General features: G+C 71.0%; 26 protein-coding genes. 10 read left to right on the forward strand and 16 right to left on the reverse strand.

Annotated features, from left to right (window positions below):
* Positions 1 to 180: 180 nt before the first annotated feature.
* Together ACEN9V_RS16115 and ACEN9V_RS16120 are read right to left on the reverse strand one after the other, a co-directional pair.
* Positions 181 to 993 (reverse strand): fructosamine kinase family protein, encoded by an 813-nt coding sequence (locus ACEN9V_RS16115; RefSeq protein WP_413601151.1) that lies wholly within the window; start codon positions 991 to 993, stop codon positions 181 to 183.
* Positions 994 to 1041: 48 nt separating this feature from the next.
* Positions 1042 to 1890, reverse strand: a complete 849-nt coding sequence (locus tag ACEN9V_RS16120) for a LysR family transcriptional regulator (protein ID WP_413601152.1) — start codon at positions 1888 to 1890, stop codon at positions 1042 to 1044.
* A gap of 70 nt (positions 1891 to 1960) precedes the next feature.
* Here ACEN9V_RS16120 and ACEN9V_RS16125 point away from each other — a divergent pair, with 70 nt between their 5' ends.
* From ACEN9V_RS16125 to ACEN9V_RS16135, 3 genes are read left to right on the forward strand one after another with little or no spacing between them, the layout of a single operon-like run.
* Positions 1961 to 2869 carry a DMT family transporter gene (locus ACEN9V_RS16125; RefSeq protein ID WP_413601153.1) on the forward strand — a complete coding sequence of 303 codons (909 nt, stop codon included), beginning with the start codon at positions 1961 to 1963 and terminating at the stop codon, positions 2867 to 2869.
* Positions 2870 to 2878: 9 nt separating this feature from the next.
* A complete protein-coding gene (locus ACEN9V_RS16130; protein WP_413601154.1) occupies positions 2879 to 3550 on the forward strand; it encodes an NUDIX hydrolase in 672 nt (223 codons plus the stop codon).
* A gap of 9 nt (positions 3551 to 3559) precedes the next feature.
* Entirely contained in the window at positions 3560 to 4414 is an 855-nt protein-coding gene (locus tag ACEN9V_RS16135) for a UbiA family prenyltransferase (protein WP_413601155.1), read from the forward strand.
* A 5-nt stretch (positions 4415 to 4419) separates the two neighbouring features.
* On the opposite strand, the gene ACEN9V_RS16140 is transcribed toward ACEN9V_RS16135, so the two are convergent.
* The 3 genes from ACEN9V_RS16140 to ACEN9V_RS16150 all read right to left on the reverse strand — a co-directional run bounded on the left by ACEN9V_RS16140 (position 4420) and on the right by ACEN9V_RS16150 (position 7476).
* A complete protein-coding gene (locus ACEN9V_RS16140) occupies positions 4420 to 5610 on the reverse strand; it encodes an FAD-dependent oxidoreductase (protein WP_413601156.1) in 1191 nt (396 codons plus the stop codon).
* Between the two features lie 35 nt (positions 5611 to 5645).
* Positions 5646 to 6833 (reverse strand): acyltransferase family protein, encoded by a 1188-nt coding sequence (locus tag ACEN9V_RS16145; RefSeq protein WP_413601157.1) that lies wholly within the window; start codon positions 6831 to 6833, stop codon positions 5646 to 5648.
* 67 nt (positions 6834 to 6900) lie between these two features.
* The gene (locus ACEN9V_RS16150; RefSeq protein WP_413601158.1) at positions 6901 to 7476 is read right to left on the reverse strand and encodes a TetR/AcrR family transcriptional regulator; all 576 of its coding nucleotides are present in this window, start codon (positions 7474 to 7476) and stop codon (positions 6901 to 6903) included.
* Positions 7477 to 7566: 90 nt separating this feature from the next.
* Between ACEN9V_RS16150 and ACEN9V_RS16155 the strand changes: the two genes are divergently transcribed.
* Positions 7567 to 8472: an SDR family oxidoreductase gene (locus tag ACEN9V_RS16155; RefSeq protein WP_413601159.1), complete on the forward strand. Its 906-nt coding sequence runs from the start codon at positions 7567 to 7569 to the stop codon at positions 8470 to 8472.
* A gap of 170 nt (positions 8473 to 8642) precedes the next feature.
* Here the strand turns inward: ACEN9V_RS16155 and ACEN9V_RS16160 are convergent, their stop codons facing one another.
* The 3 genes from ACEN9V_RS16160 to ACEN9V_RS16170 form a co-directional block, all read right to left on the reverse strand.
* Complete coding sequence (locus ACEN9V_RS16160) at positions 8643 to 9974, reverse strand: NAD(P)/FAD-dependent oxidoreductase (protein WP_281265578.1); 1332 nt, start codon at positions 9972 to 9974, stop codon at positions 8643 to 8645.
* A 101-nt stretch (positions 9975 to 10075) separates the two neighbouring features.
* The gene (locus ACEN9V_RS16165; protein ID WP_413601160.1) at positions 10076 to 10624 is read right to left on the reverse strand and encodes a dihydrofolate reductase family protein; all 549 of its coding nucleotides are present in this window, start codon (positions 10622 to 10624) and stop codon (positions 10076 to 10078) included.
* A 16-nt stretch (positions 10625 to 10640) separates the two neighbouring features.
* Positions 10641 to 11045 (reverse strand): hypothetical protein, encoded by a 405-nt coding sequence (locus ACEN9V_RS16170; RefSeq protein ID WP_413601161.1) that lies wholly within the window; start codon positions 11043 to 11045, stop codon positions 10641 to 10643.
* An 87-nt stretch (positions 11046 to 11132) separates the two neighbouring features.
* Between ACEN9V_RS16170 and ACEN9V_RS16175 the strand changes: the two genes are divergently transcribed.
* A complete protein-coding gene (locus ACEN9V_RS16175; protein WP_413601162.1) occupies positions 11133 to 11864 on the forward strand; it encodes an esterase/lipase family protein in 732 nt (243 codons plus the stop codon).
* 28 nt (positions 11865 to 11892) lie between these two features.
* On the opposite strand, the gene ACEN9V_RS16180 is transcribed toward ACEN9V_RS16175, so the two are convergent.
* From ACEN9V_RS16180 to ACEN9V_RS16190, 3 genes are read right to left on the reverse strand one after another with little or no spacing between them, the layout of a single operon-like run.
* Positions 11893 to 12279, reverse strand: a complete 387-nt coding sequence (locus ACEN9V_RS16180; protein ID WP_413601163.1) for a VOC family protein — start codon at positions 12277 to 12279, stop codon at positions 11893 to 11895.
* The gene (locus tag ACEN9V_RS16185) at positions 12276 to 13298 is read right to left on the reverse strand and encodes a LacI family DNA-binding transcriptional regulator (protein ID WP_413601164.1); all 1023 of its coding nucleotides are present in this window, start codon (positions 13296 to 13298) and stop codon (positions 12276 to 12278) included. Before ACEN9V_RS16185 ends, ACEN9V_RS16180 begins: the two co-directional genes overlap by 4 nt.
* Before the next feature lie 36 nt (positions 13299 to 13334).
* Positions 13335 to 14066 (reverse strand): class I SAM-dependent methyltransferase, encoded by a 732-nt coding sequence (locus ACEN9V_RS16190; protein ID WP_413601165.1) that lies wholly within the window; start codon positions 14064 to 14066, stop codon positions 13335 to 13337.
* A 135-nt stretch (positions 14067 to 14201) separates the two neighbouring features.
* On the opposite strand from ACEN9V_RS16190, the gene ACEN9V_RS16195 reads away from it, so the two are divergent.
* The 3 genes from ACEN9V_RS16195 (at position 14202) to ACEN9V_RS16205 (ending at position 17754) form a co-directional block, all read left to right on the forward strand.
* Complete coding sequence (locus ACEN9V_RS16195; RefSeq protein WP_413601166.1) at positions 14202 to 15200, forward strand: ABC transporter permease; 999 nt, start codon at positions 14202 to 14204, stop codon at positions 15198 to 15200.
* A gap of 80 nt (positions 15201 to 15280) precedes the next feature.
* On the forward strand, positions 15281 to 16123 hold the full coding sequence (locus tag ACEN9V_RS16200) for a carbohydrate ABC transporter permease (RefSeq protein ID WP_402729961.1): 843 nt from the start codon (positions 15281 to 15283) through the stop codon (positions 16121 to 16123).
* 5 nt (positions 16124 to 16128) lie between these two features.
* Entirely contained in the window at positions 16129 to 17754 is a 1626-nt protein-coding gene (locus tag ACEN9V_RS16205; protein WP_413601167.1) for a hypothetical protein, read from the forward strand.
* A 179-nt stretch (positions 17755 to 17933) separates the two neighbouring features.
* Here ACEN9V_RS16205 and ACEN9V_RS16210 read toward each other — a convergent pair whose 3' ends face one another.
* The gene (locus ACEN9V_RS16210; RefSeq protein WP_413601168.1) at positions 17934 to 18602 is read right to left on the reverse strand and encodes a CatA-like O-acetyltransferase; all 669 of its coding nucleotides are present in this window, start codon (positions 18600 to 18602) and stop codon (positions 17934 to 17936) included.
* 35 nt (positions 18603 to 18637) lie between these two features.
* Here ACEN9V_RS16210 and ACEN9V_RS16215 point away from each other — a divergent pair, with 35 nt between their 5' ends.
* Positions 18638 to 19183: a YbaK/EbsC family protein gene (locus ACEN9V_RS16215; protein WP_413601169.1), complete on the forward strand. Its 546-nt coding sequence runs from the start codon at positions 18638 to 18640 to the stop codon at positions 19181 to 19183.
* 2 nt (positions 19184 to 19185) lie between these two features.
* Entirely contained in the window at positions 19186 to 19695 is a 510-nt protein-coding gene (locus ACEN9V_RS16220; protein ID WP_413601170.1) for an AAA family ATPase, read from the forward strand.
* On the opposite strand, the gene ACEN9V_RS16225 is transcribed toward ACEN9V_RS16220, so the two are convergent.
* The 4 genes from ACEN9V_RS16225 to hrpA are packed head-to-tail and all read right to left on the reverse strand — an operon-like array spanning position 19661 to position 25271.
* Positions 19661 to 20269, reverse strand: a complete 609-nt coding sequence (locus ACEN9V_RS16225) for an HAD family hydrolase (RefSeq protein WP_413601171.1) — start codon at positions 20267 to 20269, stop codon at positions 19661 to 19663. The genes ACEN9V_RS16220 and ACEN9V_RS16225 overlap by 35 nt on opposite strands.
* On the reverse strand, positions 20270 to 20638 hold the full coding sequence (locus tag ACEN9V_RS16230) for a VOC family protein (RefSeq protein WP_413601172.1): 369 nt from the start codon (positions 20636 to 20638) through the stop codon (positions 20270 to 20272).
* Positions 20635 to 21387, reverse strand: coding sequence for a CPBP family intramembrane glutamic endopeptidase (locus tag ACEN9V_RS16235; protein WP_413601173.1), 753 nt, complete (start codon positions 21385 to 21387; stop codon positions 20635 to 20637). The genes ACEN9V_RS16230 and ACEN9V_RS16235 overlap by 4 nt, the downstream gene beginning before the upstream one ends.
* A 35-nt stretch (positions 21388 to 21422) precedes the next feature.
* Entirely contained in the window at positions 21423 to 25271 is a 3849-nt protein-coding gene (gene hrpA / locus ACEN9V_RS16240) for an ATP-dependent RNA helicase HrpA (protein WP_413601174.1), read from the reverse strand.
* Positions 25272 to 25282: the final 11 nt, after the last annotated feature.

A 25282-nucleotide genomic window follows, 5' to 3' on the forward strand; every position in this document is an offset into this window, starting at 1 on the left:
GGGGCGCCGGGGACAGCCGGGAGGCTCGGGTGCAGTGAGCGCGCCCGTCCCGCCCGTCGGGCGCCCGGTGTCCGGCGTCGAGTGCGCGGACGTGGTGGGTGCGTTGGTCGCCGGGCCGCCATTTCTGCGCACTCGACCGGCGGCGGTCCGGCAGGCAGGCATCCGGCCGGCGGGCACCCGTCAGGCGTACCGGGACGCGGCCCGAAGTGTGGCGGACTTGTACGACCCGCCGAACAGGAACACGTGCAGGAGCAGTGGGGCGAGCTGGTGGAGCTCGACGCGCTCCTGCCACCCAGGGGCCAGCTGCGACTCGGCGTCGTACCCCGCCAGCACCGTCTCGAGCCGCGGCAGCCCGAACAGCCCGAGGAGCGCGAGGTCCGTCTCCGCGTGCCCGCCGTGCGGGTTGGCGTCGATGAGCACGGCCCCCGTCGGCTCGGAGTCGTCCGTCGGCCAGAGCACGTTCCCCGCCCAGAGGTCGCCGTGCAGCCGCGCGGGCCGCGCACCGACGAGCGCCGGCTGGGGCGATGAGAACTGCCCGTCCTGGACGCGTTGCGCGACCCGCTCGAGCAGCGCAGCCTCGCCCGCGTCGAATCCGCCCCGGTCGACGATCCGCCGGACGAAGTCGCGGATGCGGTACTCCGCGAAGAACTCGCCCCACGTGGCCGGGGCATCGGCGGCGGCGACGAACGGCGTGCCGGACCGACCCATCCGCAGCGGTCCACCGGACGGGAACCCCGGCGACGGCGCTCCCCAGTGCGGTGCACCGGACGCGTGCGTGTGCGCGAGCGAGCGGCCGAAGCGTTCCGCCTGCGCCTTCGTCGGGGAGCCGTCGGAGATCAGCTCCAGGTCGAGCGCCGTCGGGCTCGGCCGGTCGAGGACCCGGGCGATGCGGGTCCCGCCGGACTCCTCTGCCGCGGCGAGCCACTCGAGCCCCGCGGCTTCCGCTGCTGCCTCGTTCGGATCGGTGAAGGTCTTCACGTGCGTCTCGGCCATCGATCCATCCTTCCAGCGTCGACCGGAGGACGGCTCAGACCGCGTCGTTCAGACCGCGTCGACGAGGGCCCTCGCCAGCGGGTGCCACGGCCGGGACGACGGACCGCTCAGCACCAGCGTCCGCTCGAGCCTCGGCGTCGTCGGCACCATCACGAGGTCGTCCGGCAGCATCACCCTCCCGAGCGTCGGGACGACGGACACGCCCTCGCCGCGCTGGATCATGCCGAACATCGTGCTCATCTCCCGCACCCGGTGGGCGTAGCGGAACGGCTGCCCGGCGATCTCGTGCATCCGCTGGATCTGGTGCTCGCACCCGCCGCCGCCGGCGACCAGGCCGTCCTCGTGCAGGTCGTCGAGCGTCAGGGCCGCTGCGTCGGCGAGGGGGTGCTCGCGTCGGATCACGGCGGCCATCTCGTCGCGCGCGCCCACGACCGCGCCGTCGGGCACGGGCGCCGGGTCGACGAGCACGGCGGCGTCGACGGTGCCCGCCTCGAGCCACTCCGGCATCTCGTCGTCGTCGCCCTCGTAGACCTGGACGTCGACGTCCGGCAGGGTCACCGCCCACAGGTCGCGGAGCCGCGGCAGCAGGCCCTGGCAGACGGTGGGGACGGCCGCGAGGCGCACGGTGCCGCGCGCCGTGCCGGGCCGGACCACTGCCTCCAGTGCGTCGACGGAGGCGAGCACGCTGCGGGCGTGACCGATCAGTCGTTCCCCGAGCGGTGTGGGGGCGGCCGCGCCGCCGCGCCGGAGGACCTGACCGCCGACCTCGCGCTCCAGACCGGCGACGGCGTGCGAGACGGCGGACTGGCCGATCCCGAGCGTCGCGGCGGCGAGGGTGAACGATCCGCGGTCGACCGTGGCGACGAGCGCGCGGAGCTGGGCGAGGGTGATGTTCATGTGCTTCCTTCATGCCTGCATGAACCCGATGCGTTTGCTTCATGTCGGCGGCTGGCTCGACACTAGCGGCATGAACGGCATCCTGTTCGTGCTCGTCGCACTCACCTGGGGATCGAGCTTCCTCTTCATGAAGATCGGGCTCGAGGGGCTCTCCCCGCAGCAGGTCGCGCTCGGACGGGTGCTCCTCGGTGCCGTGACGCTCGTCGTGATCCTCCTCGCCACCCGTCGTCGCTGGCCGCGGTCGCCACGGCTCTGGGGGCACCTGCTCGTCGTCGCGGTGTTCCTCAACGCGATCCCGTCGTCCCTGGTGGCGTGGGCGGAGCAGACGGTGCCGAGCGGGCTCGCGAGCATCTACAACGCGACGACGCCGATCATGGTGCTGCTCGCGATGCCGTTGCTGCTGCCGTCCGAGCGACTCCGTGGCAAGCAGCTCGTCGGGGTGCTGCTCGGGATCGTCGGCGTGCTCGTCCTGGTCGGGCCGTGGGACCTCATCGGCGACCCGGCGGTGCTCGCGACGGTGCCCGCGCAGCTCGCCCTGCTCGGGATGACCGCCTGCTACGGCTTCGGGCTGGCCTACATGCGCCGGTTCGTCGCCGGCAGCGGCCACGACGCGATCACCCTCACGACCGTGCAGCTCACGCTGGGTGCGGGGCTGATGCTGCTGGTCGCTCCGTTCACGGCGCTCTCGCCGGTGCAGCTGGACTGGAGGATCGTGGCCGCGATGGTCGCACTGGGGTGCGTCGGGACGGGGCTGGCCTACATGTGGAACACCGGGCTCGTGCAGGCGTGGGGCGCCGCCAGGGCGTCCACGGTCACGTACCTGACGCCCGTGGTCGGGGTGGTGCTCGGCGTCCTCGTGCTGGGGGAGCGGATCCGGTGGAACGAGCCCGTCGGTGGCGTCGTCATCCTGCTCGGCATCGCCCTGGCGTCCGGGGTCGTGCGGTGGCGACGGCCGGTCCGGACACCGCAGCACGCATAGGCTGCAGGGGTGAGCGCGCGGACCGAACTCGCAGGGGTCGCCCGGCAGGACGTCGCCGCGGCGCCCGCGGACGGCAGCTCCTCGTTCCGACGTGCAGCGGTGCTCATCCTCTTCGGCGTGCTCGACCGGGTGCCGAGCACCAGCACCGCGCGGGACGCCGCCGTGTCTCGCGACCTCGACGTGCTGCTGCTCGCCAGGGCCACCACGCTCCGTGCGCATCCAGGGCAGGTGGCGTTCCCCGGTGGACGCGTCGACCCCGGTGACCGTGACGCCGTGGCTGCCGCCCTCCGGGAGGCCCAGGAGGAGACAGGGCTCGACCCGTCCGGCGTCGAGGTCCTCGGTACCCTGGCCGCACAGCCGCTGGACTTCTCGCGGCACCTGGTCACCCCGGTCATCGGGTGGTGGCGGGACCCGTCTCCGGTCCGGGTCGTCGACGTCGCGGAGTCGGCAGCGGTGTTCCGGGTCCCGGTCGCGGACCTGCTCGACCCGGCACACCGCGGTGTCACGGTGATCCGCCGCGACGGACGCGAGTGGCGTGGGCCCGCCTTCAGCGTCGACACCGATTCGGGGACGCACGTGGTGTGGGGGTTCACCGCGATGCTGCTCGACGCGCTGTTCGACCGGCTCGGGTGGACGGAACCGTGGGACGGGCAACGGGTCGTCGCACTCCCGCCCACCTAGGCTGACCGCATGACCTCCACGGCGCGGTTGCTCCTGGCCTCGTCGCACCCCGGCCCGACGCTGACCGTCACGGTGCTCGCGGCGGTCATCGCGAGCGCCGTGGGCCACCCGGCGTGGCTCGTCGTCCTCGTCGCCGCGGCCGTGGTCGCCGGGCAGTTGTCGATCGGCCTGGCCAACGACTGGATCGACGCCGACCGGGACCGCAGTGTCGGGCGGTCGGACAAACCCGTCGCGCAGGGTCTGGTGGCCGTGTCGACCGTCCGGACCGTGGCGTTCGTCACCGCCGGGGTCGCCGTGGTGCTCTCGCTGTTCCTCGGTCCCGTCGCAGCGGTCGCGCACCTCGTGCTCGTCGGAGCCGGGTGGGCCTACGACGCCGGCCTGAAGCGGTCGGTCTGGTCGGTCGCGCCGTTCGTCGTCGCGTTCGGGCTGCTCCCCGTCGTCGCGGTCGCGGCCGGTCCCGCCGCGCAGCTCCCGGCACCATGGGCGATCGCCACCGGGGCGGTGTTCGGCGTCGCGATCCACTGCACGAACGTGTTGCCCGACCTGGTGGACGACGCGGCGACGGGGGTCAGGGGCTTCCCGCACCGGCTCGGGCTGCACGCCGCCGGGGTGCTCGCCTTCGCGTCGCTGGTCGTGGCCGCCGGGCTGGTGCTCGTCGGGCAGCTCGGCGGGGACGATCCCGTGCGCGGTGTCGGGGTCGTGCTCGCGATCGTCGGCACGGTGGTCGTGGTCGTCCTCGCCGTGGTCGGGATCCGGCTCGTCCTCACCGGCCCACCGACCCGGACGCTCTTCCGGCTGGTGATCGTCTCGTCACTGGTGCTCGTCGTGGAGCTCGGGTTCGCGGGCGCGCGACTGGTCGCCTGACGCGGTCAGCACCACCGCATCGCGTAGACGCGGGCGAGCAGGTGCGCTGACGGGAGGCCGAGGGCCGTCCGCAGCAGGACCTCGCGTGCCAGCGACCTCGGCCCCGTCGCCGGTCGTCCGAGCGCCATGTTCGCCTCGGCCTGGCGTGCGGCACGCCGAGCGACCGCCTGGCGGCGGGCGGCGTACTCCGGCCAGGGTCCGGCCGCGCCGGTGCGGACCGCCTCCGTCAGCAGGGGAGCGAGTGCGGCGGCGTCGAGCCACCCGAGGTTCATGCCCTGGCCGCCGATGGGGCTGATCTCGTGCGCGGCGTCCCCGATCAGGAGCGCACGTCCCACGCCGATCCGGTCCGCCTCGGTGCGCCGCACCCGGAAGCCGCCGAGCATCGAACAGGTGTCGGCGTCCACGGCGGCGTCCGTCCGCTCCCGGACGGCACGGACGAGCGTCGCGGCGCTGACCGCGTCGGTGCTGATCTCCTCGGTGCTGACCCGCTCGGTGGTGCTCGCGCCGCGACCGGTGAGCACGACGTACCGGCGACGCGCCCCGGGCAGCGGGAAGGACTCGACGACGCCGTGCGGTCCGACGTCGACCAGGGCGGAGCTCCTCGCCGTGTCCGGTTCCGGATCGGCGAAGTCGCCCATGACGTACTGCTCGGGGTACTCGCGACCGGTCGTCCCGATCCCGAGGAGCCTGCGGACCGTGCTCCTGGCGCCGTCCGCCCCGACGACGAACGCGGCACGGAGCCCGATCGGCCCGTCCTCCCCGGTGCCGATCACGTCGACGTGGTCTGCGTGCCGTGTCAGTGCCGTCAGCCGGGTGCCGGTGCGGAGCGCGTCGGGAGCCACGGCGGCGAGCCTCGCGCGGAGGATCGCCTCGGTGCGGTGCTGGTCGAGGGTGGCGACGTACGGGTGCGTGGCCGAGGCGAGTGCGAACGACAGGGTGCCGAGGGTCCGCCCGCGACTCCTGGCGACGCCGGTCCGGACCAGGCAGGCCTCGTCGAGCACCGGCCGCGCGGCGCCGATCGTGCCGAGTGCGTCGAGCGACGGCGGGTGGATGCCGATCGCCCGTGAGCCCGCCGGTGCCGAGGACCGCGCCTCCCACACCTGCACGTCGACGCCCGCGTGCGCCAGGAGTGCGCCGAGGAACAGTCCGACGGGCCCACCGCCGGCCACCAGGACTCCGGTTCGCGGGGCGGTCACGGGCCGAGCCTACGGAGCGGTGCGTGTCCGGGGGTTCAGCCGCCCGTCTGCGCAGCGGCACGCTCCGCTGCCAACAGGCGCCGAGCCTCCCGGAAGCGGCGGCGGAGCCGCTCGACCGGCACCTCGACGGCGTAGGCCGCACCGACGGCGACCAGGATCGCCCCGGCCATCAGCCACATCCAGTCGAAGGCTCCGAAGGCGCTCGCCGCGACGGTCCCGAGCAGGGCGATCACGAGCGGGTGCCAGAGGTACGCGGAGTACGAGACGCGCCGACCGAACCAGGCCACCGGGGTCCACGACAGCGCGGTCGACAGGGGGCTCCTGACCGACACGAGGCCGCCGATGAGCACGGCGGACACGACGCCCGTCCCCGGCAGGAGCAGGCCGAACGTCCACGCGTGCTGCGTCCAGTCGTCATCGATCCAGTACTGCACGCCGACGAGCAGGGCGATCCCGACCCAGGTGCCGATGTGTCCGGCGAGACCGCCGGCCCACGCACGGATCCGCTCGTCGTCGAGCAGGATCGCCAAGAGGCACCCGGTCGCCAGCGGCACCAGTCCGAGCACGGGGGAGAAGTACACGTCCGGCGTCGAGCCGCCGCTCGGCGTCCGGTAGCTCAGCCACGATGCCGTCGCGCCACCGGCGATCGCGACGCCGAGCCCGGTCAGCAGCAGGCGACGGCGTGCACGGAGTGCGAACAGCGCGACCAGCACCATCGGCCACACCAGGTAGAACTGCTCCTCCATCGACAGGCTCCAGGTGTGCGCGAAGACGCCCTGCGTCGTGTTCCAGAACGCCCGGAAGAGGTTGCCCGTGTACGTCAGGGCGATCACGGCGGCCTCACCGGCGGAGAACGACGCGCCCTTGTAGTCGCCGACCCACGACCAGAGTGCGAGGCCCGCGGCGACGAGCACCAGGAGGGCCGGGTAGAGCCGCAGCATCCGCTTCAGCCAGAACGCGCCGAGCCGGACGCGCCCGGTGCGCCGGTGCTCGCCGAGGAGCAGCGTCGTGATGAGGAAGCCGGAGAGCACGAAGAAGACGGTGACGCCGATGAAGCCGCCCTCGAAGCCGGGGACGTGCAGGTGGTAGAGCATCACGGCCAGGATCGCGACCGTGCGGAGGCCGTCGAGTGCGGTGGCACGGTGTGCCAGGGGGCCGTGGGTGTCCGCTCGGGTCCGGGCGGGCGCGGCCACGGGCGTCCGCTCGAGCGTGGTGGTCGACACATCGCCTCCTCGACAGGATCGGGTTCGCTGACCCGTGCCAGGATGCCCCGCTCGGCCAAGAACGACCTCAGAGCGCGGTGGCGGTCACCATGCTCGTCAGGGCGTCGAGTCGTTCCCGGGCGATGTCGGCGAACGGACGGACCTCCTCCTCGGCGATCCACTGCTGGAACGACAGGTGGAACACCGTCACCCCGGTCTCCGCAGCGAGCGTCGCCGCCGGTTCGCCGATCCCGCGGTCGCGCAGGACCTCGCCGAGCCGGACCTTGAGCGTTGCCAGCTTGGCGAGCTCGCGTTCGCCCAGTGACGGTTCGGAGTCGATGATCGTCTGCCGGATCCGCGAGAACGGACGGCGCTCCTCGGGGAAGAAGTGCCCGGCCGAGTCGAGGGACCGGGCGATCAGGGCGAACGGCGGCGCATCGGCGGGGGCGTCGGCGATCGGGTCGATGAACATCGCGAGGAAGTCGTCCTGCCCGGCGAAGATCACCTCGCGCTTGTCCGCGAAGTGCCGGAAGAACGTGCGCTCGGTGACGTCGGCGGCCGCGGCGATCTCCGCGACCGTCGTCCGGTCGTACCCCTGCTCCTGGAACAGCCGCAGTGCCGTCGCCTGCAGCCGTTCACGCGTTCCGGGTTGCCATCGAGCCATGGGGGCGAGTCTACTGATGACAGCGCATGACATCGAGGTGTACGGTTTCTGATGTCAGTCAATGACATCACTGTTCTGGAAGGACACACCATGCGCGTATTCGTCACCGGAGCCTCCGGTTGGATCGGCTCCGCCACTGTCGACGAGCTCGTCGCCGCCGGCCACCAGGTCGTCGGCCTCGCCCGGTCCGACGCCTCCGTCGCCCGCGTCGAGGCGGCGGGCGCCACCGCACTCCGCGGCGACCTCGACGACCTCGACGCCATCCGCCGCGGCGCCTCCGAGTCAGACGGCGTCGTCCACCTCGCCAACAAGCACGACTGGGCGAACCCGGTCGCGACGAACGCGGCCGAGCGCGCCGTCGTCGAGACCATCGGTACGGCGCTCGCCGGCAGCGACCGGCCGTTCATCGTGGCGTCGGGCATCGCGGGGCTCGCCTCCGACCGTCCGGCGACCGAGGCAGACCCGAACCCGTTCGTCGGCCCGGACTCGATGCGCGGTGGGAGCGAGAACCGCGGCTTCGACTTCGTCGACCAGGGGGTCCGCACCGTCGCAGCGCGCTTCGCGCCCACCGTGCACGGCATCGGCGACCACGGGTTCATCACGGCGATCGTCGCAGCCGCCGAGCAGCAGGGCGTCTCTGGCTACATCGGCGACGGGACCAACAACTGGTCGGCCGTGCACCGCTCCGACGCGGCTCGACTCGTGCGCCTCGGGCTCGAGAGCGCCCCGGCCGGCACCCGACTGCACGTCGTCGCGGAGCCCGTCGTCTCCACGCGCTCGATCGCCGAGGCCATCGGCGAGGGACTCGGGCTGCCGGTGACCTCGATCGACCCGGCGGACGCGGAGTCGCACTTCGGGTTCATCGGGCGGTTCTTCGGGCTCGAGATGTCCGCGACGTCGACCGAGACGCAGGAGCGCTTCGGCTGGACCCCGACGGGCCCGACCCTCGCCGAGGACATCGCCGCGGGCGCGTACTTCGACGTGCGGGTCTCGTAGCGGGCGGGTCCGTCTGCCGACCCGGAACGACAGCCTCGTCGTCGTACGACAGCGATCCTGTCGCTCCTTGCACGCGCGGGCATCCGCACGCCGGTAGGAACGACGAAGTCGCTGTCGTACGACAGCGACTTCGTCGTTCCGAGTCGGACCCCGCCGACTTCCGCCCCGCGCTACTCGGCCTTCTGCATCTGCCAGGGCTCGGGCTCGCGGTCGCCGTTCGGGCGCACCGGGCGGACGTCGCCGACGATGGGGATCGCCCGCTTCCGCATGAACCACAGGTACCGGACGAAGAAGTGCGACAGCGTCGAGAGACGGTTCCCGTTCCCGAGCAGCGACGCGATGTGCACGACGACCCACGCGGCCCAGGCCACCGGCCCGACCATCGTGATCCCGCCGCGGAGCTGGGCGACGGCGGCGTTCGTGCCGATCGTCGCCATGGTGCCCTTGTCGAAGTACTTGAAGTGCTCGGTCGGCTTGCCCTCGAGCGAGCGGACGATCTGCCGCGCGATGTGCTTCCCGCCCTGCAGCGCCGGCTGGGCGAGCTGCGCGAGGGCGTCGTCCTGCGCGGCGATGTCACCCGCCGCCCAGATCCCGTCGACGCCCTGCACGCTGAGGTCGTCGTCCACCTTGATCCGACCGCCGTGCGTCTGCGGCATGTTCCAGTTGGACACTTCCTTGTGGGCGGCGACCCCGGTGGCCCAGATGACCTGCGACGCGGGGATGAACTCGCCCTCGGCGGTCTTCACCCCGTCGGGCAGGACCTCGGCCACGCCGGTGTTCAGGCGGAGGATGACCCCGCGCTTCCGCAGCACCTTCGCCGCGTACCGACGGAGCCGCGGCGCGAACGGCTTCAGCAGCTCACCGCTCCGGTGCACGAGGGTGATCGTGATGTTGCCCGGGAGGATCTCCGGGTAGGCGCCCTCGAGTGCCTGGTCGCGGAGCTCGGCGAGGGCACCGGCCATCTCGACGCCGGTGGCGCCGCCACCGACGATGACGATCTTGATCTCGTCGGGCCCCTGGTTCGCCGCGGCTTCCTCGAGCCGGGTGAAGAGCTCGTCGCGGATGCGGAGCGCCTGCGAGCGTGAGTACATCGAGTATGCGTACTCGTACGCACCCGGGGTCCCGAAGTAGCTGGTGTTCACGCCGTTGGCGAGGATGAGCTGGTCGTAGTGCAGGTGCTCGCCGTCGGACATCTCGGCGACCTTGCCCACCGGGTCGATGCCGGTGAGGAGCCCGTGCCGGAACTCGGCGTTGTCCTGCTTCGCGCGGAGGCTTCGCAGGAAGTACGTCACGTCCCCGGCGTTGAGCCCGCCAGTCGCCACCTGGTACATGAGCGGCTGGAACATGTTGTAGACGTGTCGGTCGACGAGCGTCACCCGGACCGGTGCGTCCGCGAGCTCGCGCATGGCGGCGACGCCGGCGAATCCACCGCCGACGATGACGACGTGCGGGCGGGTGTCCTGCGGCATGGTGGGCTCCGGTTCGGATGGCGTGCTGGTCACCGTCAACGGTACCGCCGGTCTGGGCCCACGCCGCCGGTTCCGGCGCGACGCGCCAGCGGCGTGCCGGCCGTGTCGGTGGGGAGAGGCTCGGATCGCCGCCGTCAGACCGCCAGCGGCGCGTAGGTGCTCACCACGTTGCCCTTGCTCGTGACGGTGCTGTCGACCAGACGCAGGCGCGTGGCCGGGTCGGTCGGCTCGAAGAGCTTCCGCCCGCGTCCGGCGATCGCCGGGTGCACCATGAGCTGCAGCTCGTCGAGGAGCTCCGCGAACAACAGGCTCCTGACGAGCGTGACGCTGCCGCACACCGCGATGTGGTCGCCGTCACGCTGCTTGAGGTCCCGCACGAACTCGTGCACGTCGCCCTGGATGCGCGTCGAGTTCTGCCACGCCAGGTCGTCGCCGAGCGTGGTCGACGCGACGTACTTCTCGATCGGGTTGATCCACTGCCCGAAGGGGTCCTCCGGGTGGGCCGGCCACCACTCTGACCACTCAGCGTAGCTGTTGCGACCGAGCAGGACCGTGTCGGTGCGGGCCATGAACGACCCCATCCCGGCGCCGAGCTCGTCGTCGAAGCTGTCGTACTGGAACTCGTACGGGTCCTGCACGACGCCGTCGACCGACGTGAACAGCCCTGCCGTGACCTTCCGCATGGTCGGAGCGTAGTCCTCAGCTTCCCTGCCCGGGGAACTGGTTCGTCCCGCCATCGGTCCCTCCGGGGAACCCGTTCGAGCCCTGCCCGGGGACCTGCGTGGTCGACGACCGCGACTGGTGCTCGCCGATCGCGTGGCCGATCGCGAAACCAGCACCGCCGCCGACCAGGAGTGCCGCCACACCGATCACGATCGCGAGCACCGGCCAGAACCACGGCGGGCGCGGCTTGTCGGAGCGCTGCCCACCCGGTGCAGCAGCGCCGTACCAGGCGGTCGGGCCGACGGGACCCGGTCCCTGCCCGTACCAGCCGTTCGGTTCCGCGCGGTACGGCTGCTGGGGGTCGACCGTCGAGGTCGGCGCCGGTGCCGCGCTCCAGTCTGCGGCCCGTTCGGCCGGTGCGTTCTCGTGCTGCTCGTCCATGTCGGCATTCCACGCCCGTCGGCTATCAGTGTCCGATGATCACGCTGCCGTGCGCCTGCGAATCGAGCGGTGCGTACTGTCGGTCGGGTGACGGACGAGGTGAGTGCCCGCGGAGGCGAGCCGCCGCTGACGGACCGACCCGTGCCTCCCGGCCCTGGGCTGGCGCAGCGCGCGTGGTGGGCCGTCCTCGACTGGATCTACGCCGCCAGGTGGCAGATCAGCAGCCTCGGGCCGACCACGGCGGACGACTACCGTGACGGCGACCAGAGCGCCGTCGTCGTGATCCCCGGTGTGTACGAGACGTGGCACTTCATGCGCCCGCTCATGGACGCCCTGCACGACCGGGGACACCCCGTGCACGTCGTCGCGGTGCTGCGGCACAACGTGCGGCCGGTGCCGGTCTCGGCAGCGGACGTGATGGCGTACCTCGTCGAGCACGACCTCAGGGACGTCGTGATCGTCGCCCACAGCAAGGGCGGCCTGATCGGCAAGTACGCGATGACCGAGCTCGACGGCGACGGACGCATCGACCGCATGGTCGCGGTGTCGACGCCGTTCGCGGGGTCGGTGCTGGCGGACCTCGCGCCGGTGCCGCACCTCCGGGTGTTCCGGGCGACGGACCCCGTCCTCGCTGGTCTGGCGCAGCAGCTCGAGACGAACTCCCGGATCACGTCGGTCTACGGGGTGTTCGACACGCTCATCCCGGGTGGCAGCGAACTGACGGGAGCCCGCAACGTCCGAGTGCCCGTCGGTGGGCACTTCCGGATCCTCGGCGACCCGAGCACCCGCGACGTGGTCCTCGACGCCGTCGCGGACTGACCCCGCTGCGCGTCCGGTCGGGCGTGCGTCAGGCGCCCGGCAGGAACAGGCAGAACGGGTGACCGTCCGGGTCGAGCATCACGCGGACGTCGGCCTGCGGCTGGTACTCCGCCTGGGTCGCACCGAGTGTCTCGGCACGTTCGACCGCCGCGGGCAGGTCCTCCACCTGGAAGTCGAGGTGCAGCTGCATCCCGGGAGCGTCCTTCGTGCCCGGCCAGGTCGGCGGGACCCACTCGGGCTCGAACTGCACGGACAGCCCAGGGCCGTCCTCGGGGCGGATGCGTGCCCAGGTGGGGTCGTCCTCGTACACGGTCCAGCCCGTCAGCGCCCCGTAGAACCGGGCGAGCACGAGCGGCTCGGGGGACTGCAGGACGGTTGCGGCGAGGGTCGGCATCGACGCGTCGGCGGAGGTCATGGCGCGGAGCGTACGCTCTGGCGCTCGACGATGCGGTGCGGGATCACCACCGTGGCCGGTGGGGCGTCGCGGTCGGCGATGCGTGCGGTGAGCAGGTCGAGCGCGGCGTCGGCGAAGGCCCTGCGGTCGAAGGACACCGTCGTCAGTGCCGGGATCGCGTAGGCGGCGCCGTCGATGTCGTCGAACCCGATCACGCTGACCTGGTCCGGCACGCGGATGCCCCGCGCGGCCAGGACGTGCAGCACGCCGAACGCGATCGAGTCCGTGAACGCGAAGACCGCGTCGGGCAGCGGGTGCTCGTCGAGCCACACGGCGAACGCGGTGGCAGCGTCGGAGGTCGACCACGACGACAGCGGGACCCGCAGCGACGGGTCCGGCGTGACCCCGGCGGCCGTCAGGGCCGCTTCGTACCCGCTCACGCGCAGTTCGCTCGTCGCGGTGATCCTGGTGTGGTCGGCCGTGGGCTCTGGGGCGCCGACCGCGGCGATCCGCCGGTGCCCGCGGTCGAGCAGGTACTGCGTGACCTCGGTCGCGGCCGCGACGCTGTCCACGTGCACCTGGTCGACGTGTTCCGGCTCGACCTCGCCGATGACGACGGTCGGCGGGAGCCCGGCGGTCGACGCGAGGACACTGGCGCTCAGCGTCACGGGGTTCAGGATCAGGCCGTCGACGAGGTGCGCCCTGGCGCGGGACACGAGTTCGCGCTCCCGCTCGGGGTCGTTCGCGGTCTGGTCGAGCTGCACGACCCAGTCGCGGTCGCGTGCGAGTTCGACGAACCACCGAGCGAGCTCGGCGGAGTACGCGCTGCTCATCTCGGGCAGCGTCAACGCGATCGCGCCCGAGCGTCCGTTGCGCAGGCCCCTGGCGGAGAGGTTCGGCACGTAGTCGAGCTGCGCGAGGGCCTGCTCCACCCGCTCTCGGGTCTCCGGGCGGACGACGACACCGCCGTTGATGACGTTGGAGACGGTCTTCGGCGAGACCCCGGCGAGGGCCGCGACGTCCCGCACGGTCGCACGCATGGTGCAACCGTAGCGCCAGGCGACGGCGATCCCGGTTCAGGGACGGACGTACCGGTGCACGTGGGTGACGTACGGGACCGCGATCGTGGCCCGTCCGGCTGTCGCCGGGTCGGTGTCGAGCAGGCCGGCCACGTCCCGGAGCAGGCCGTCACGCTCGGCCGCGGGGAGCACGATCACGTAGCTCCGCGAGGCCACCATGTCGAGGAAGTCCGACCGGGACTGCTCGTGCACCCAGGTGAACGCCCGGTACTCGCCGTCGTGGAACGGCGCGCCGACGATCGGCCGGTCGTACTCCGTCACGCGGAACTCCGGGCGCCTGATGATGTCCCCGAGCCGCTCCGACCAGGGTTCCGACTCGTCCCGCACGTTCCAGATCAGCCCGAGGGCTCCGCCGGGGCGCAGCACGCGGGCGACCTCGGCCGCGCCGGCGACGGGGTCCACCCAGTGCCACGACTGCGCGAACGTCACGAGGTCGGTGCCGCCGTCCGGGAGCGGGATCGCCTCACCCGTGCCCTCGAGCACCTCGACGCCTGGGACCACGGCCGACAGGCGTTCCCGCATCGCCGCGTCGGGTTCCACCGCGGTGACCGAGGCCGCGCGGGGCAGCAGCGTCGCGGTGAACTTCCCGGTGCCGGCTCCCACGTCGACTGCCCGCGCGACCCGATCCGGTGCGAGCCACGCGGCGACCGACGCCGGGTACCCGGGCCGACCACGCTCGTAGGCGTCGGCGGCGGCTCCGAACGAGTGCGCGTGCTGCTCGAAGGTCATGCCGCCAGCCTGCCACTCGCGCGCGAGTGAGCGATCACTGGACCGTTACAACGATGGAAACGTTTGGCAACCAGTTGCCGCAACGTTGCCGCGACCGACAGGGTCACCTCAGGAATCCAACGGAGGAGGCCAGGAGTGACGAAGCTCGACGACCGCGTGCAACCCGCGGCAGGGACCAGACGGACGGCGCCGCCCCGGGCACCCGTCCTGCGGCGACGGAACACGTGGGAGCGCATCAAGCGGGACAAGGTGCTGCTCCTGATGGGGCTCCCGGGCGTCGCGCTGCTGCTCGGCTTCCACTACCTGCCCCTGCTCGGCAACCTCATCGCGTTCCAGGAGTACCTGCCGTTCGTCCCGCTCGGACGCAGCCCATGGGTCGGGTTCGAGAACTTCGCGGTGATCGTCAACGGCGACCCGGAGTTCCTCGGCGCGCTGCGGAACACGCTCGTCATCACCCTCGTGCAGGTCGTCTTCGTGTTCCCGGCGCCGATCGTCCTGGCGCTGATGCTGAACTCGTTGCTGTCGGAGCGCATCAAGAAGATCGTGCAGTCGGTCCTCTACCTGCCGCACTTCCTGTCCTGGGTGATAGTCGTCGCCGTGTTCCAGCAGATCCTCGGCGGGTCCGGCCTCGTGAACAACGCCATCCGAGCAGCCGGCGGCGACGCGATCGACTTCCTCGGCAACCCGCACGGGTTCATCGCCCTGCTGACCAGCCAGGTGATCTGGAAGGACACCGGCTGGGCCACGATCCTGTTCCTCGCGGTGCTCTCGCAGATCGACTCGAGCCTGTACGAGGCCGCGAAGATGGACGGCGCGAGCCGCATGCGGCAGCTCTGGCACGTCACACTGCCCGGCATGCGGGGGATCATCATCCTGCTGCTCATCCTGCGGCTCGGTGACTCGCTCACCGTCGGGTTCGAGCAGATCCTCCTCCAGCAGGCCGCCGTGGGACGGTCCGCGAGCGAGGTCCTCGACACCTACGTCTACAACAACGGCGTGCTCGGCGGGCAGTGGGGCGTCGCCGCTGCCGTCGGACTCGTCAAGGGCGTCGTCGGCGTGCTGCTCGTGCTCGGCGCCAACAAGCTCGCCCACGTCTTCGGTGAGTCGGGCGTCTACCAGAAGGAGTCCCGATGAGCGCCACGCGCAGCGTCACCGTCCCCGGCCCGCGGAACACCAAGCGGAAGCGACTCGACGCCCCGCCGCTGCCCGGCCGCATGCTGACCGGCTTCGTGCTGTTCGTCATCTGCCTCGTCGTGCTGCTGCCGTTCCTCGGCATCGTGTCGACGTCCGTCGCCCCGACCAGCCAGGTGAACGACGCCGGCGGGTTCGTGATGTGGCCGAAGGGGCTCGACTTCGGCGCGTACGAGAGCATCTTCGCCGGCGGCGTCGTCACCCGGGCGCTGCTCGTCAGCGTCGGGATCACCGTGGTCGGGACGGTGATCAGCCTGTTCGTGAGTGCGATGCTCGCGTACGCGCTCAGCCGACCGGGTTCCTACGGATCCGGGTTCATCCTGAGCCTGGTGCTCGTCAGCCTGCTGTTCGCACCCGGGCTCATCCCGAACTACCTCGTCGTGAAGCAGTTCGGCCTGCTCGACTCGTACTGGGCACTCATCCTGCCGACGGCCCTCAGCGCGTTCAACGTCATCGTGATGCGGTCGTTCTTCATGAACATCCCGAAGGAGCTCATCGAGAGCGCCAGGATCGACGGCGCCGGGGACTTCGGGGTCTTCTTGCGCATCGTGCTCCCGCTGTCGAAGGCCGTCCTCGCGGTGATCGGGCTGTTCTACGCGGTCGGCTACTGGAACGCCTTCTTCAACGCGCTGCTCTACATCAACGACACCGCGAAGTGGCCCCTGCAGCTCGTCCTCCGCACCTACGTGATCAACAACGCACAGCTCGGCGGCGCCGACCTCGGCACGAGCTCCGACGCCCTGCCCCCGCAGGCGTCCATCCAGATGGCGATCCTCGTCGTGTCGATCGTCCCCATCCTCATCGTCTACCCGTTCCTGCAGCGGCACTTCGCCAAGGGTGTCCTGACCGGCGCGGTGAAGGGCTGACCAGCGTGACGAACAACGGAATCACCCGCCGCGCACTGTTCGCAGGCGGCCTCGGGATCGCGGCCACGGGCCTCCTGGCCAGCTGCTCCACCGTGACCCGCTCCACCGACGTCAAGGCGATCAACAAGGCGGTCGCACTGCCGGACTACGTCCCGTGGACGGGCGGACCGGAACCCGTCCTGCCGAAGACGAGCGCGCTCATGCCGAGCGCGTTCCGACGGATCCCGGAGCGGCTCGTCCCGACCGCCCGCAAACCGGGCGACGGGTCGACCGTGCACGGCAGCGTCCCGACGAACTCGCCCGTCCCGCCGACCAAGGGCAGCAACCCGTACTGGCAGGGCCTCGACGAGCGGATGGGGATCGACCTCGACCTGACGATCACCCCGAACGCGGACTTCGGCAACAAGTTCGCCACACAGGTCGCCGGCGACACGCTCGGCGACGTGTTCACGGTGTTCGGGTCGTTCCCGTACCTGCCGCAGTTCCTCGAGGCGAAGGCCCAGAACCTCACCGAACACCTCTCCGGCAGCGGTGTGCGGGACTTCCCGTACCTGGCGAACCTCCCGACGGCGTCCTGGCGCGGGACCGTGTTCTCCGGCGGCATCTACGCCGTGCCGGTGCCCCGCGGTCCGCTCACGTCGCAGGTGCTCTACCGGCGGCAGGACCTGTTCGAGGGACTCGGCGTCGATCCGTCGTTCAGCAGTCTCGACGAGTTCGTCCAGCTCTGCCGTGAGGTGTCGGACCCGCACGCGAACCGCTGGGCTCTCGCCTCGGTGCCGACGAGCATCCTCGCGCCGATGCTCGACCTGCCGAACCAGTGGGAGCACAGCGGCGGCACGCTCACCCACATGTACGAGCTCGATGCGTACCAGGACCTCCTCGACGTGTCGCGCCGGCTCATCGCCGAGGACCTCGTGCACCCGGACAGCATCACGGCCTACAACGGCAAGGTCTGGCTCGTGCAGGGCTCCGCGCTGATGCTGTCGGACACGTACAGCGCCATCCCCGGCATCGTCCAGCAGGCGACCCCCGGCAGCGGCTTCGACCTGACGACGGCGCCGTTCGTCGGGCCGTCCGGCGCGAAGGCCAAGCCGTGGCTCGGCGATCCGAACAACGCGATCACGGCGCTCGCCGCAGCGCCGGACGACCGCGTCCGCACCCTGCTCGAGGTCCTCAACTGGTGCGCGTCACCGTTCGGGACCGAGGCCTGGATGTACCGCAAGTTCGGCATCGAGGGACGGGACTACGAGATGCAGGACGGGTCGCCGACGCTCACGAAGACGGGCAACAGCGAGACGGCGCTCGGCGAGTTCCCGCTGCAGTACTTCACCGAGTGCCCGCTGCCGCTCTTCTACTCGGGCCGCCCCGGCATGACGGACACCGTCTACGAGTCCCTGGCGTCGTGGCTCGACGACGGGCTGCCGAACCCGACCTACGGGCTCTACTCGCCGACGAACTCCACGAAGGGGCCGGCGGTCGGCACGTACGCCACCAACGCGATCAACGACATCCTGCTCGGCCGCGCGTCGGTCTCGTCCTGGAAGGGCGTCGTCCGCGACTGGCGCCGCCGCGGCGGCGACGCGATGCGCGCGGAGTACGAGGAAGCTCTGCAGGCCCGCGCCGGGTCCTGATCCGGACCCGGTGACGGACGGGAGGCTCGGTGCCAGCTGGCACCGAGCCTCCCGTCCGCTCCTGGTCGCGCCCCGACGACCGTCGCGTCTGCACGCCGGTTTTCGTTTTCAGCCGTGACGGATCCGGTTCCCGGAACCCGCGTTCCGGGAACCGGATCCGTCATCGCCCGGAACGAACGTCAGTCCGCGAGCCAGGACGGTTCGGCGAGCAGACGCTCGACGTCGGCGATCAGGCGGGTCGTGTGGAAGCCGTCGGCGGCCGCGTGGTGGACCTGCACCGCGAGCGGCATCAGGGTGCGGCCGTCACGCTCGTGGTACCTGCCGATCGTGAAGATCGGCAGCAGGTGGTCCCAGCCGTCCCGGACCTGGATCGTGAAGCCGGAGAACGACCGCCACGGCAGGCTCGAGACGTCGAAGAGGTTCGCCGGGCGGGGCTGCTGCGGGAACATCGTCGTCGCCGTCCGGTACGTCGCCAGTGCATCGACCGCGGCGTCGTGGAACGTCCCGAAGTCGTCGTCGTACGGCACCCACACCGCACTGAACGTCTCACGCTCGGGGTTGAACACCGTGAAGACCGGGTGCACGACGTCCCAGATCGCAGGGGAGCGGTCTGGCTGCAGCGTCATCCGGAACTCCCGGTGCCGGTTCACCGCGGTCGCGAGCGCCCAGATCTGCGCCGGGTAGGTCTTCCGACCGGTGTCGCCGAGTGCTCGCACGAAGTCGGTGACGTCCACGTCGACGGTCATCGCGTAGGTGCACGGCACGGTGTCGCGGTAGTGCTCGAAGTGCTCCCGTCGCGGCCAGGTGTCGAGGTCGATCGGCGTCGGTGCCGGGGTCATCGCGTCCATGGCACCACTCTGGCCCAGATCCCTAGGCTGGCGGTGTGCCGATCCTGCAGCGTCTCCCCGTCCTCCAAGCCGTCGACCTGCTCGCCGTGCCCGTGGCGCAGGCGATCGCAGCGCTCCCGGCGGACCTCGCGAGCGGGATCGAAGCCGCCGCGATCGATCCGGAGCTGGCCGACACCGCGGCGTTCTCCGAGGCGTACGGGTTCCCGCTGGCCGGCGGAGCGAACTGCATCGTCGTGACCGGCAAGCGCGGGAGCGACGTCACCTTCGCCGCGTGCATCGTGCTCGCGTCGACCCGGCTCGACGTCAACCGCACCGTCAAGCAGCTGCTCGGCGCTCGGAAGGCGAGCTTCGCGCCGATGGACGAGGCGGTTGCGCGCACCGGGATGGAGTACGGCGGGATCACACCGATCGGGCTGCCCGCGGAGTGGCCCGTGTACGTGGACTCACGGGTGTCGGAGGTCCCGGAAGCGGTCGTCGGTGCCGGGGTCCGCGGTGCGAAGTTGTTCCTCCCCGGCGCCGTGCTCGCCGCGCTGCCGCACGTCGAGGTGGTCGAGGGGCTCGCGAACCCCGTCGAGGCCTGATCGTGGCGGCGACCATCGCACTGCTGAGCGGAGCACCGGGCAGCGGCAAGAGCACGCTCGCCCGAGCGCTCGCCGCAGAACTCGGGTGGCCGCGCGTGCACCGGGACGAGCTCTACGCGGGAATGATGGCCGGCGGGGTGATGTCGCGCGACGAGGTCGTCCCACACGGGATCCGGCTGTTCTGGACGGCGACGGCCGGGTACGCGGCGGCCGGGTGCAGCGTCATCGCCGATGCGACGCTCTACCGCGACCAGTCCGAGGCGGACGTGCGTGAGGTCCTGGCGCCGGTCGGGGCCGTGCGGAACGTGCACTGCCGGTCGGACTTGGCCTACGAGCGGTTCGTCGCACGCGGTCACGACGACGCGATGAACGCCCGCGTGGCCGGCAACCTGCCGCTGGTGGCTGAACCGCTGGACCTCGGGGTGCCGGTGCTCGAGGTCGACACGACCGACGGGTACGACCCGGTGCTCGCCGAGGTCATCGCCTGGGTGACAGGACCCCCTGCGCGCTGAGCGCCGTCCGGAGACCGTCGACCCCGGTGAAGTGGTGCGTCACCATGCCGAGCTCGGCGGCACCCGTGAGCTTGCGCTCCGAGTCGTCGGTGAAGAAGACCTCGGATCCGTCGAGGCCGACGGCGTCGAGCACGTGCCGGAAGGCCCGGACGTCCGGCTTCACGAACCCGATGTCGGCGGAGTTGAACACCGCGTCGACGTGGTCGAGCAGCCCGAACGACGCGACCTCGTCCGGCACGGTGTCCGTCCCGTTCGTCAGGACCGCGACGCCGTGGCCAGCGTTGCGGAGCTCGTCGAGGAGGTCCAGCACGTCAGGGTCGGCGCGGAACGGCTGCCGTCCCCACGCATCGGCCGCGGCTGCGTCGTCGATGTGGTCGCCGATCGCGGCGATCCAGTCGGCGCGGCGGATCCGTCCGGTCGTCACGTCGTCGATGAGTGGCGGCGAGAACGCGAACGCCTCGATCGACCCGGCGTCGAGTCCGTGGCGGCGCTCGATCGTGGCGACGTGGTCCGGGTCGAAGTGACGGATCACCCCGTCGAGGTCGAACAGCACCGTCCGGATCACGTCGCGCACTCAGTCGTTCGGGACGATCAGGCAGAAGGGGTGCCCGGCGGGGTCGAGGTACACGCGGAACCCGTCGGACCCTTCGCCCGTGGCGGTTGCGCCGATCGCCAGGACCGCTGCTTCGCCGGCATCCATGTCCTCGACCTTCACGTCGAGGTGGAGCTGCTGCGGGACGACCTGGCCCGGCCACTCCGGCGCGCGGTAGTCGTCGACGTGCTGGAAGGCGAGGAGCGGCCGGCTGCCCTCGATCGGCAGGACCACCTCGGCCCAGTCGTCGTCGAACTGCACGATCTCGCCGCCGAGGACCTCGGCCCAGAACCGCGCGAGCGCCCGGGTGTCCGGGCAGTCGAGGACGATGACGTCGAGTGAGCCGATCACGAGTGCACCGACGTCCCGATGATCGTGGTCGTGAAGAGCACCCAGTCGTTCAGGATGTGTGCGCCGGTGCTCACCGCGATGTTCTTCGTCCGGATGTACGCCAGCGTCAGCACGAGGCGAGCGACACCGATCACGAGGAGCGCCTGGGCGACGTTCCACCCGTAGGTCGGCAGGTGTGCGGCACCGAACCAGATCGCGGTCGCGAGCCACGCGACGAGGATCGCCTGCTTGCGTGTCAGGCCGATGCGATGGCAGAGCGCCATGACCGCGAGGAACGGCAGGATCGTGAACAGTTCCTCGCCGAAGAGCTGGATCGCGGTTCCGACGGAGAACGAGATCAGCTCGGCGGCCCCGTGGATGCCGTTCGCCGCGGTGTTCGCCGTCGCGCCGAACACCGTCTTCACGATGACTCCCACGATGACCGTGACGATGATGTTCGCGATCGCGAACAGGACCATCGTCAGGAAGTCCCGACCGGTCGTCCGCTGGAAGATCCGCGACCAGCGACCTCGGGTGAAGGCGATGAACACGGTGAGGGGGATCGCGGTGAACAGGAAGCGGGGCACGAGGGACTGCACGTTGTCGTGCGCCGGGTACCAGCTCAGGACGTTGATCGCGACGACACACGCGAGGACGATCACCACCCACTGCCACGCGCGCAGCGCGAGCGGATCGCCGTCCCAGAACGGGAAGTCCCGCCCGTCCGCTCGCTCGATCGCCCTGCCGTACCGATCCGTGCGTTCCACCATGGGATCCCCTTCGCCCTTGGGGGAGAACCTATCGGTCAGGCAGAGGCGGCGGACAGTGCCTTCGTGATGCGCTGCAGCGAGACCGTCTCGGCGGTCCCGAGCTCCTGCGCGAAGAGGCTGAGGCGGAACTCCTCGAGCATCCACCTGGCGTGCACGAGTTCCGGGTGCGCTCCGACGGCCGGCGGGAACGTCCCCCCGGCGTCCTCGTACCGGCCGGTCGCAGCCGAGACCTCACGCATCCAGGTGGCGTCCCTGCCCGGGGTCTGCAGGAGCTTCGTCACGCGGGCCTCCACGCCCTGCAGGTACACGCGGATCCGACGGAGGCGGTCGAGCCCGGCCACGGACACGAACCCGGGGAACACGAGGCGCTCGAGCTGCTGCCGCATGTCGTTCAGCGCCGGCAGCAGGGACATGTTCGTGGCCTGCTTGAGGGCTCGCTCCGCAGATCGCTGTGCGGCGAGCACCGCAGCGACCTCGGACACGGCGGTGAACATCGTGTCGACGACGGATGCGGACACGGCGTTCCGGACGGCCTCGAACTCGGCCTTCGTGAAGAGCAGCCCGTCCGGGTGCGCTCGCCGGATGCCGGCATCCACCACGGCCGCGAGCACGTCGTCGAAGAGCGCGTTCGTCGACGGGTACGGGCTGGCGGCGAGCGCGAGCTTCTCCTGCGAGGTGAGGTGCGACTGGATGTACGACACCGGTGACGGCACCGCGAGCATCACGAGCCGTCGAACGCCAGCCGGCATCTGCACGGCGCGGTCGGACTGGTTCGCGAGCAGCTGCACGCCGACGGTCGCCTTCGGACCGGAGCCCTCTTCGACGAGCGCCGGGTACGCGCGGATCACGCCGCCCGCCTGCTTCGTGTCCAGGATCTCCGGCAGGTCCGTGTCGGGCCAGGCCACGAGCCCCGAACGCTCCACCTGACGGCCGGAGGACGCCTCGGCGACCCGCGCCGAGCCTCCTGGGCGACCCTGACGCTGCGTCGCGGCGGCGACGCTCTGTTGCGTCCTGTCCTTCAGCTTCGTCTGCAGCGCGGAGAGGTCCTTGCCGGCCTCGACGCGACGGCCGCGTTCGTCGACGACCGCGTAGGTCGGCAACAGATGTGCGGGGACGCGGGACATGTCGAAGTCGCGCTCGGAGACCTGCACGTAGGTCATGCGCTGGATCGTCTTCGCGAGGGTCGCGCGGAAGCTCTCCGTCGGGGTCGTGGGTGCGTCGTCGGGGAGTTCCTCGACGATCTTCTCCGCCCAGTCGGCCGCGGGGACGACGTTCTTCCGGATCTGCTTCGGCAGGGCCTTGATGAGCGCGGTCACGAGTTCCTTGCGGAGACCGCGGACCTGCCAGTCGAAGCCCTCCTCGCGCATACGGGGGAGCAGCGCCAGCGGGACCTGGACGCTGACGCCGTCGTCCGCGGCACCGGGCTCGAACCGGTACTTGACCGCGAGGCGCTGGTCGCCTGACCGCCACTGCGTCGGGTACTCCTGCTCGTCCTGTGCTGCTTCGGCGGCGTCTTCGTCGAGGAGGTCTTCCCTCCGCATCGTCAGCAGCTCGGGCTCGTCCCGGCGGATCCGTCGCCACCAGCCCTCGAAGTCGCGCGTCGTGGCGACCTCTGCGGGGATCCTGGCGTCGTAGAACTCGTAGACGGTCTCGTCGTCGAGCAGGATGTCGCGTCGGCGGGTGCGTTCCTCGAGCTGTTCGAGTTCCTTGCGGAGCTTCCGGTTCGCACGGTCGAACGCCTGTTGCGATTCCCACTCGCCCTCGACCAGGGCGTGCCGGATGAAGAGCTCCCGCGAGTGCACGGGGTCGATCCGGGCGTACTGCACGCGGCGGCGCTGCACGATCGGGACACCGAACAGCGTGACGCGCTCGTAGGCGACGACGGCGCCCTGCTTCTTCTCCCAGTGCGGCTCGCCGTAGGTGCGCTTGAGGAGGTCGCCGGCGAGCTGCTCCGTCCACGCCGGGTCGATCCGGGCGGCGGTGCGGGCGAACAGGCGGCTCGTCTCGACGAGTTCGGCGGCCATCACCGCGTCCGGCTGCTTCTTCGCCAGGACGCTGCCAGGGAAGAGCACGAACCGGGTGTTCCGCGATCCGAGGTAGTCGCGCTTCTCGCGGTCGCGCAGGCCGATCTGGCTGAGGAGTCCTGCCAGCAGCGATCGGTGCACGGCGTCGGGATCGTCCTTGCGCTCCTTGCCGACGTGGATCCCGACCTGCTTCGCCGCCCGCGACAGCTGGCGGTACAGGTCCTGCCACTCACGGATGCGGAGGTAGTTCAGGAACTCGGCCTTGCACAGCCGTCGGAACGCACTCGACGACAGCTCGTCCTGCTTGTCCTCGATGTAGTTCCACAGGCCGAGCAGGGTCAGGAAGTCACTCGTCGGGTCGGCGAAGCGCGCGTGCAGCTGATCGGCGTGCGCGCGCTTCTCGAGGGGGCGCTCCCGGGGGTCCTGGATGCTCAGCGCGGAGACGACCGCGATGACCTCTCGCCCGACGCCCTGCCGACCGGCCTCGAGCACCATCCGTCCGAGCCGCGGGTCGATCGGCAGACGGGTCAGTTGCCGGCCCGACTTCGTGATCGCGCCGTCCTTGTCGACGGCGCGGAGTTCGCGGAGCAGGTCCAGGCCGTCCTTCACGCCTCGGGAGTCCGGCGGCTGCAGGAACGGGAAGGACTCGATGTCGCCGAACCCGAGCGAGATCATCTGCAGGATGACGGCGGCGAGGTTCGTGCGGAGGATCTCGGGGTCGGTGAACTCGGGACGCCGCTCGAAGTCGTCCTCGGAGTACAGCCGGATGGCGATACCAGCGCTCGTGCGTCCAGCGCGGCCGGACCGCTGGTTCGCGCTGGCCTGCGAGATCGCCTCGATCGGGAGCCGCTGGACCTTCGCGCGGGGCGAGTACCGCGAGATGCGGGCGGTCCCGGTGTCGATGACGTACTTGATGCCGGGCACGGTCAGCGAGGTCTCGGCGACGTTCGTCGCGAGCACCACTCGCCGTCGGACACCCGGGGTCGCGCTGCGCTGGAACACCCGGTGCTGGTCGGCCGCTGACAACCGGCCGTAGAGCGGGAGGACCTCGGTGCCCGGGTAGTGCTTGCCCTCGATCGCGTCCTGGGCGTCGCGGATCTCGTTCTCGCCGGACAGGAACACGAGGACGTCGCCCGGGTCTTCGCGCGCGAGTTCGTCGAGCGCGTCGGTGATGCCGGTGAGTGCGTCGCGGTCGTCGGCTCCGTTGCCGGCGTCGGCGGTGCGCGAATCGGTGTCGTCGTCCCCGTCGTCGTCCGGGTCTTCCGCGACGAGTGCGCGGTAGCGGATCTCGACCGGGTAGGTGCGGCCGGACACCTCGATGATCGGGGCGTCGCCGAAGTGCTTCGAGAAGGACTCCGGGTCGATCGTCGCGCTCGTGATGATGAGCTTGAGGTCGGGCCGGCGGGGGAGCAGTCGCTTGAGGTACCCGAGGAGGAAGTCGATCGTCAGGGAGCGCTCGTGTGCTTCGTCGATGATGATCGTGTCGTAGCGCTTCAGGTCGCGGTCGAAATGGATCTCGTTCAGCAGGATCCCGTCGGTCATGAGCTTGACCCGGGTGTTCGCGCTGACCTTGTCGGTGAAGCGGACCTGGTACCCGACCAGGTCGCCGAGCTCGCCACCGAGTTCTTCGGACACGCGCTCCGCGATGGTGCGCGCGGCGATGCGTCGGGGTTGGGTGTGCCCGATGTTCTCGCGCCCGAGCTCGAGGCAGATCTTCGGCAGCTGCGTCGTCTTGCCGGACCCCGTCGCTCCGGCGACGATCACGACCTGGTTGTCGCGGATGGCGGCGGCGATGTCGTCCCGCCGCTGCGAGACCGGCAGCTCGGGCGGGTAGGTGATGACGGGCGGCGTGGGAGACATGAGCATTCCAG

It is taken from the genome of Curtobacterium sp. Curtsp57 (assembly GCF_047324335.1).
Classification (GTDB): Bacteria; Actinomycetota; Actinomycetes; order Actinomycetales; family Microbacteriaceae; genus Curtobacterium.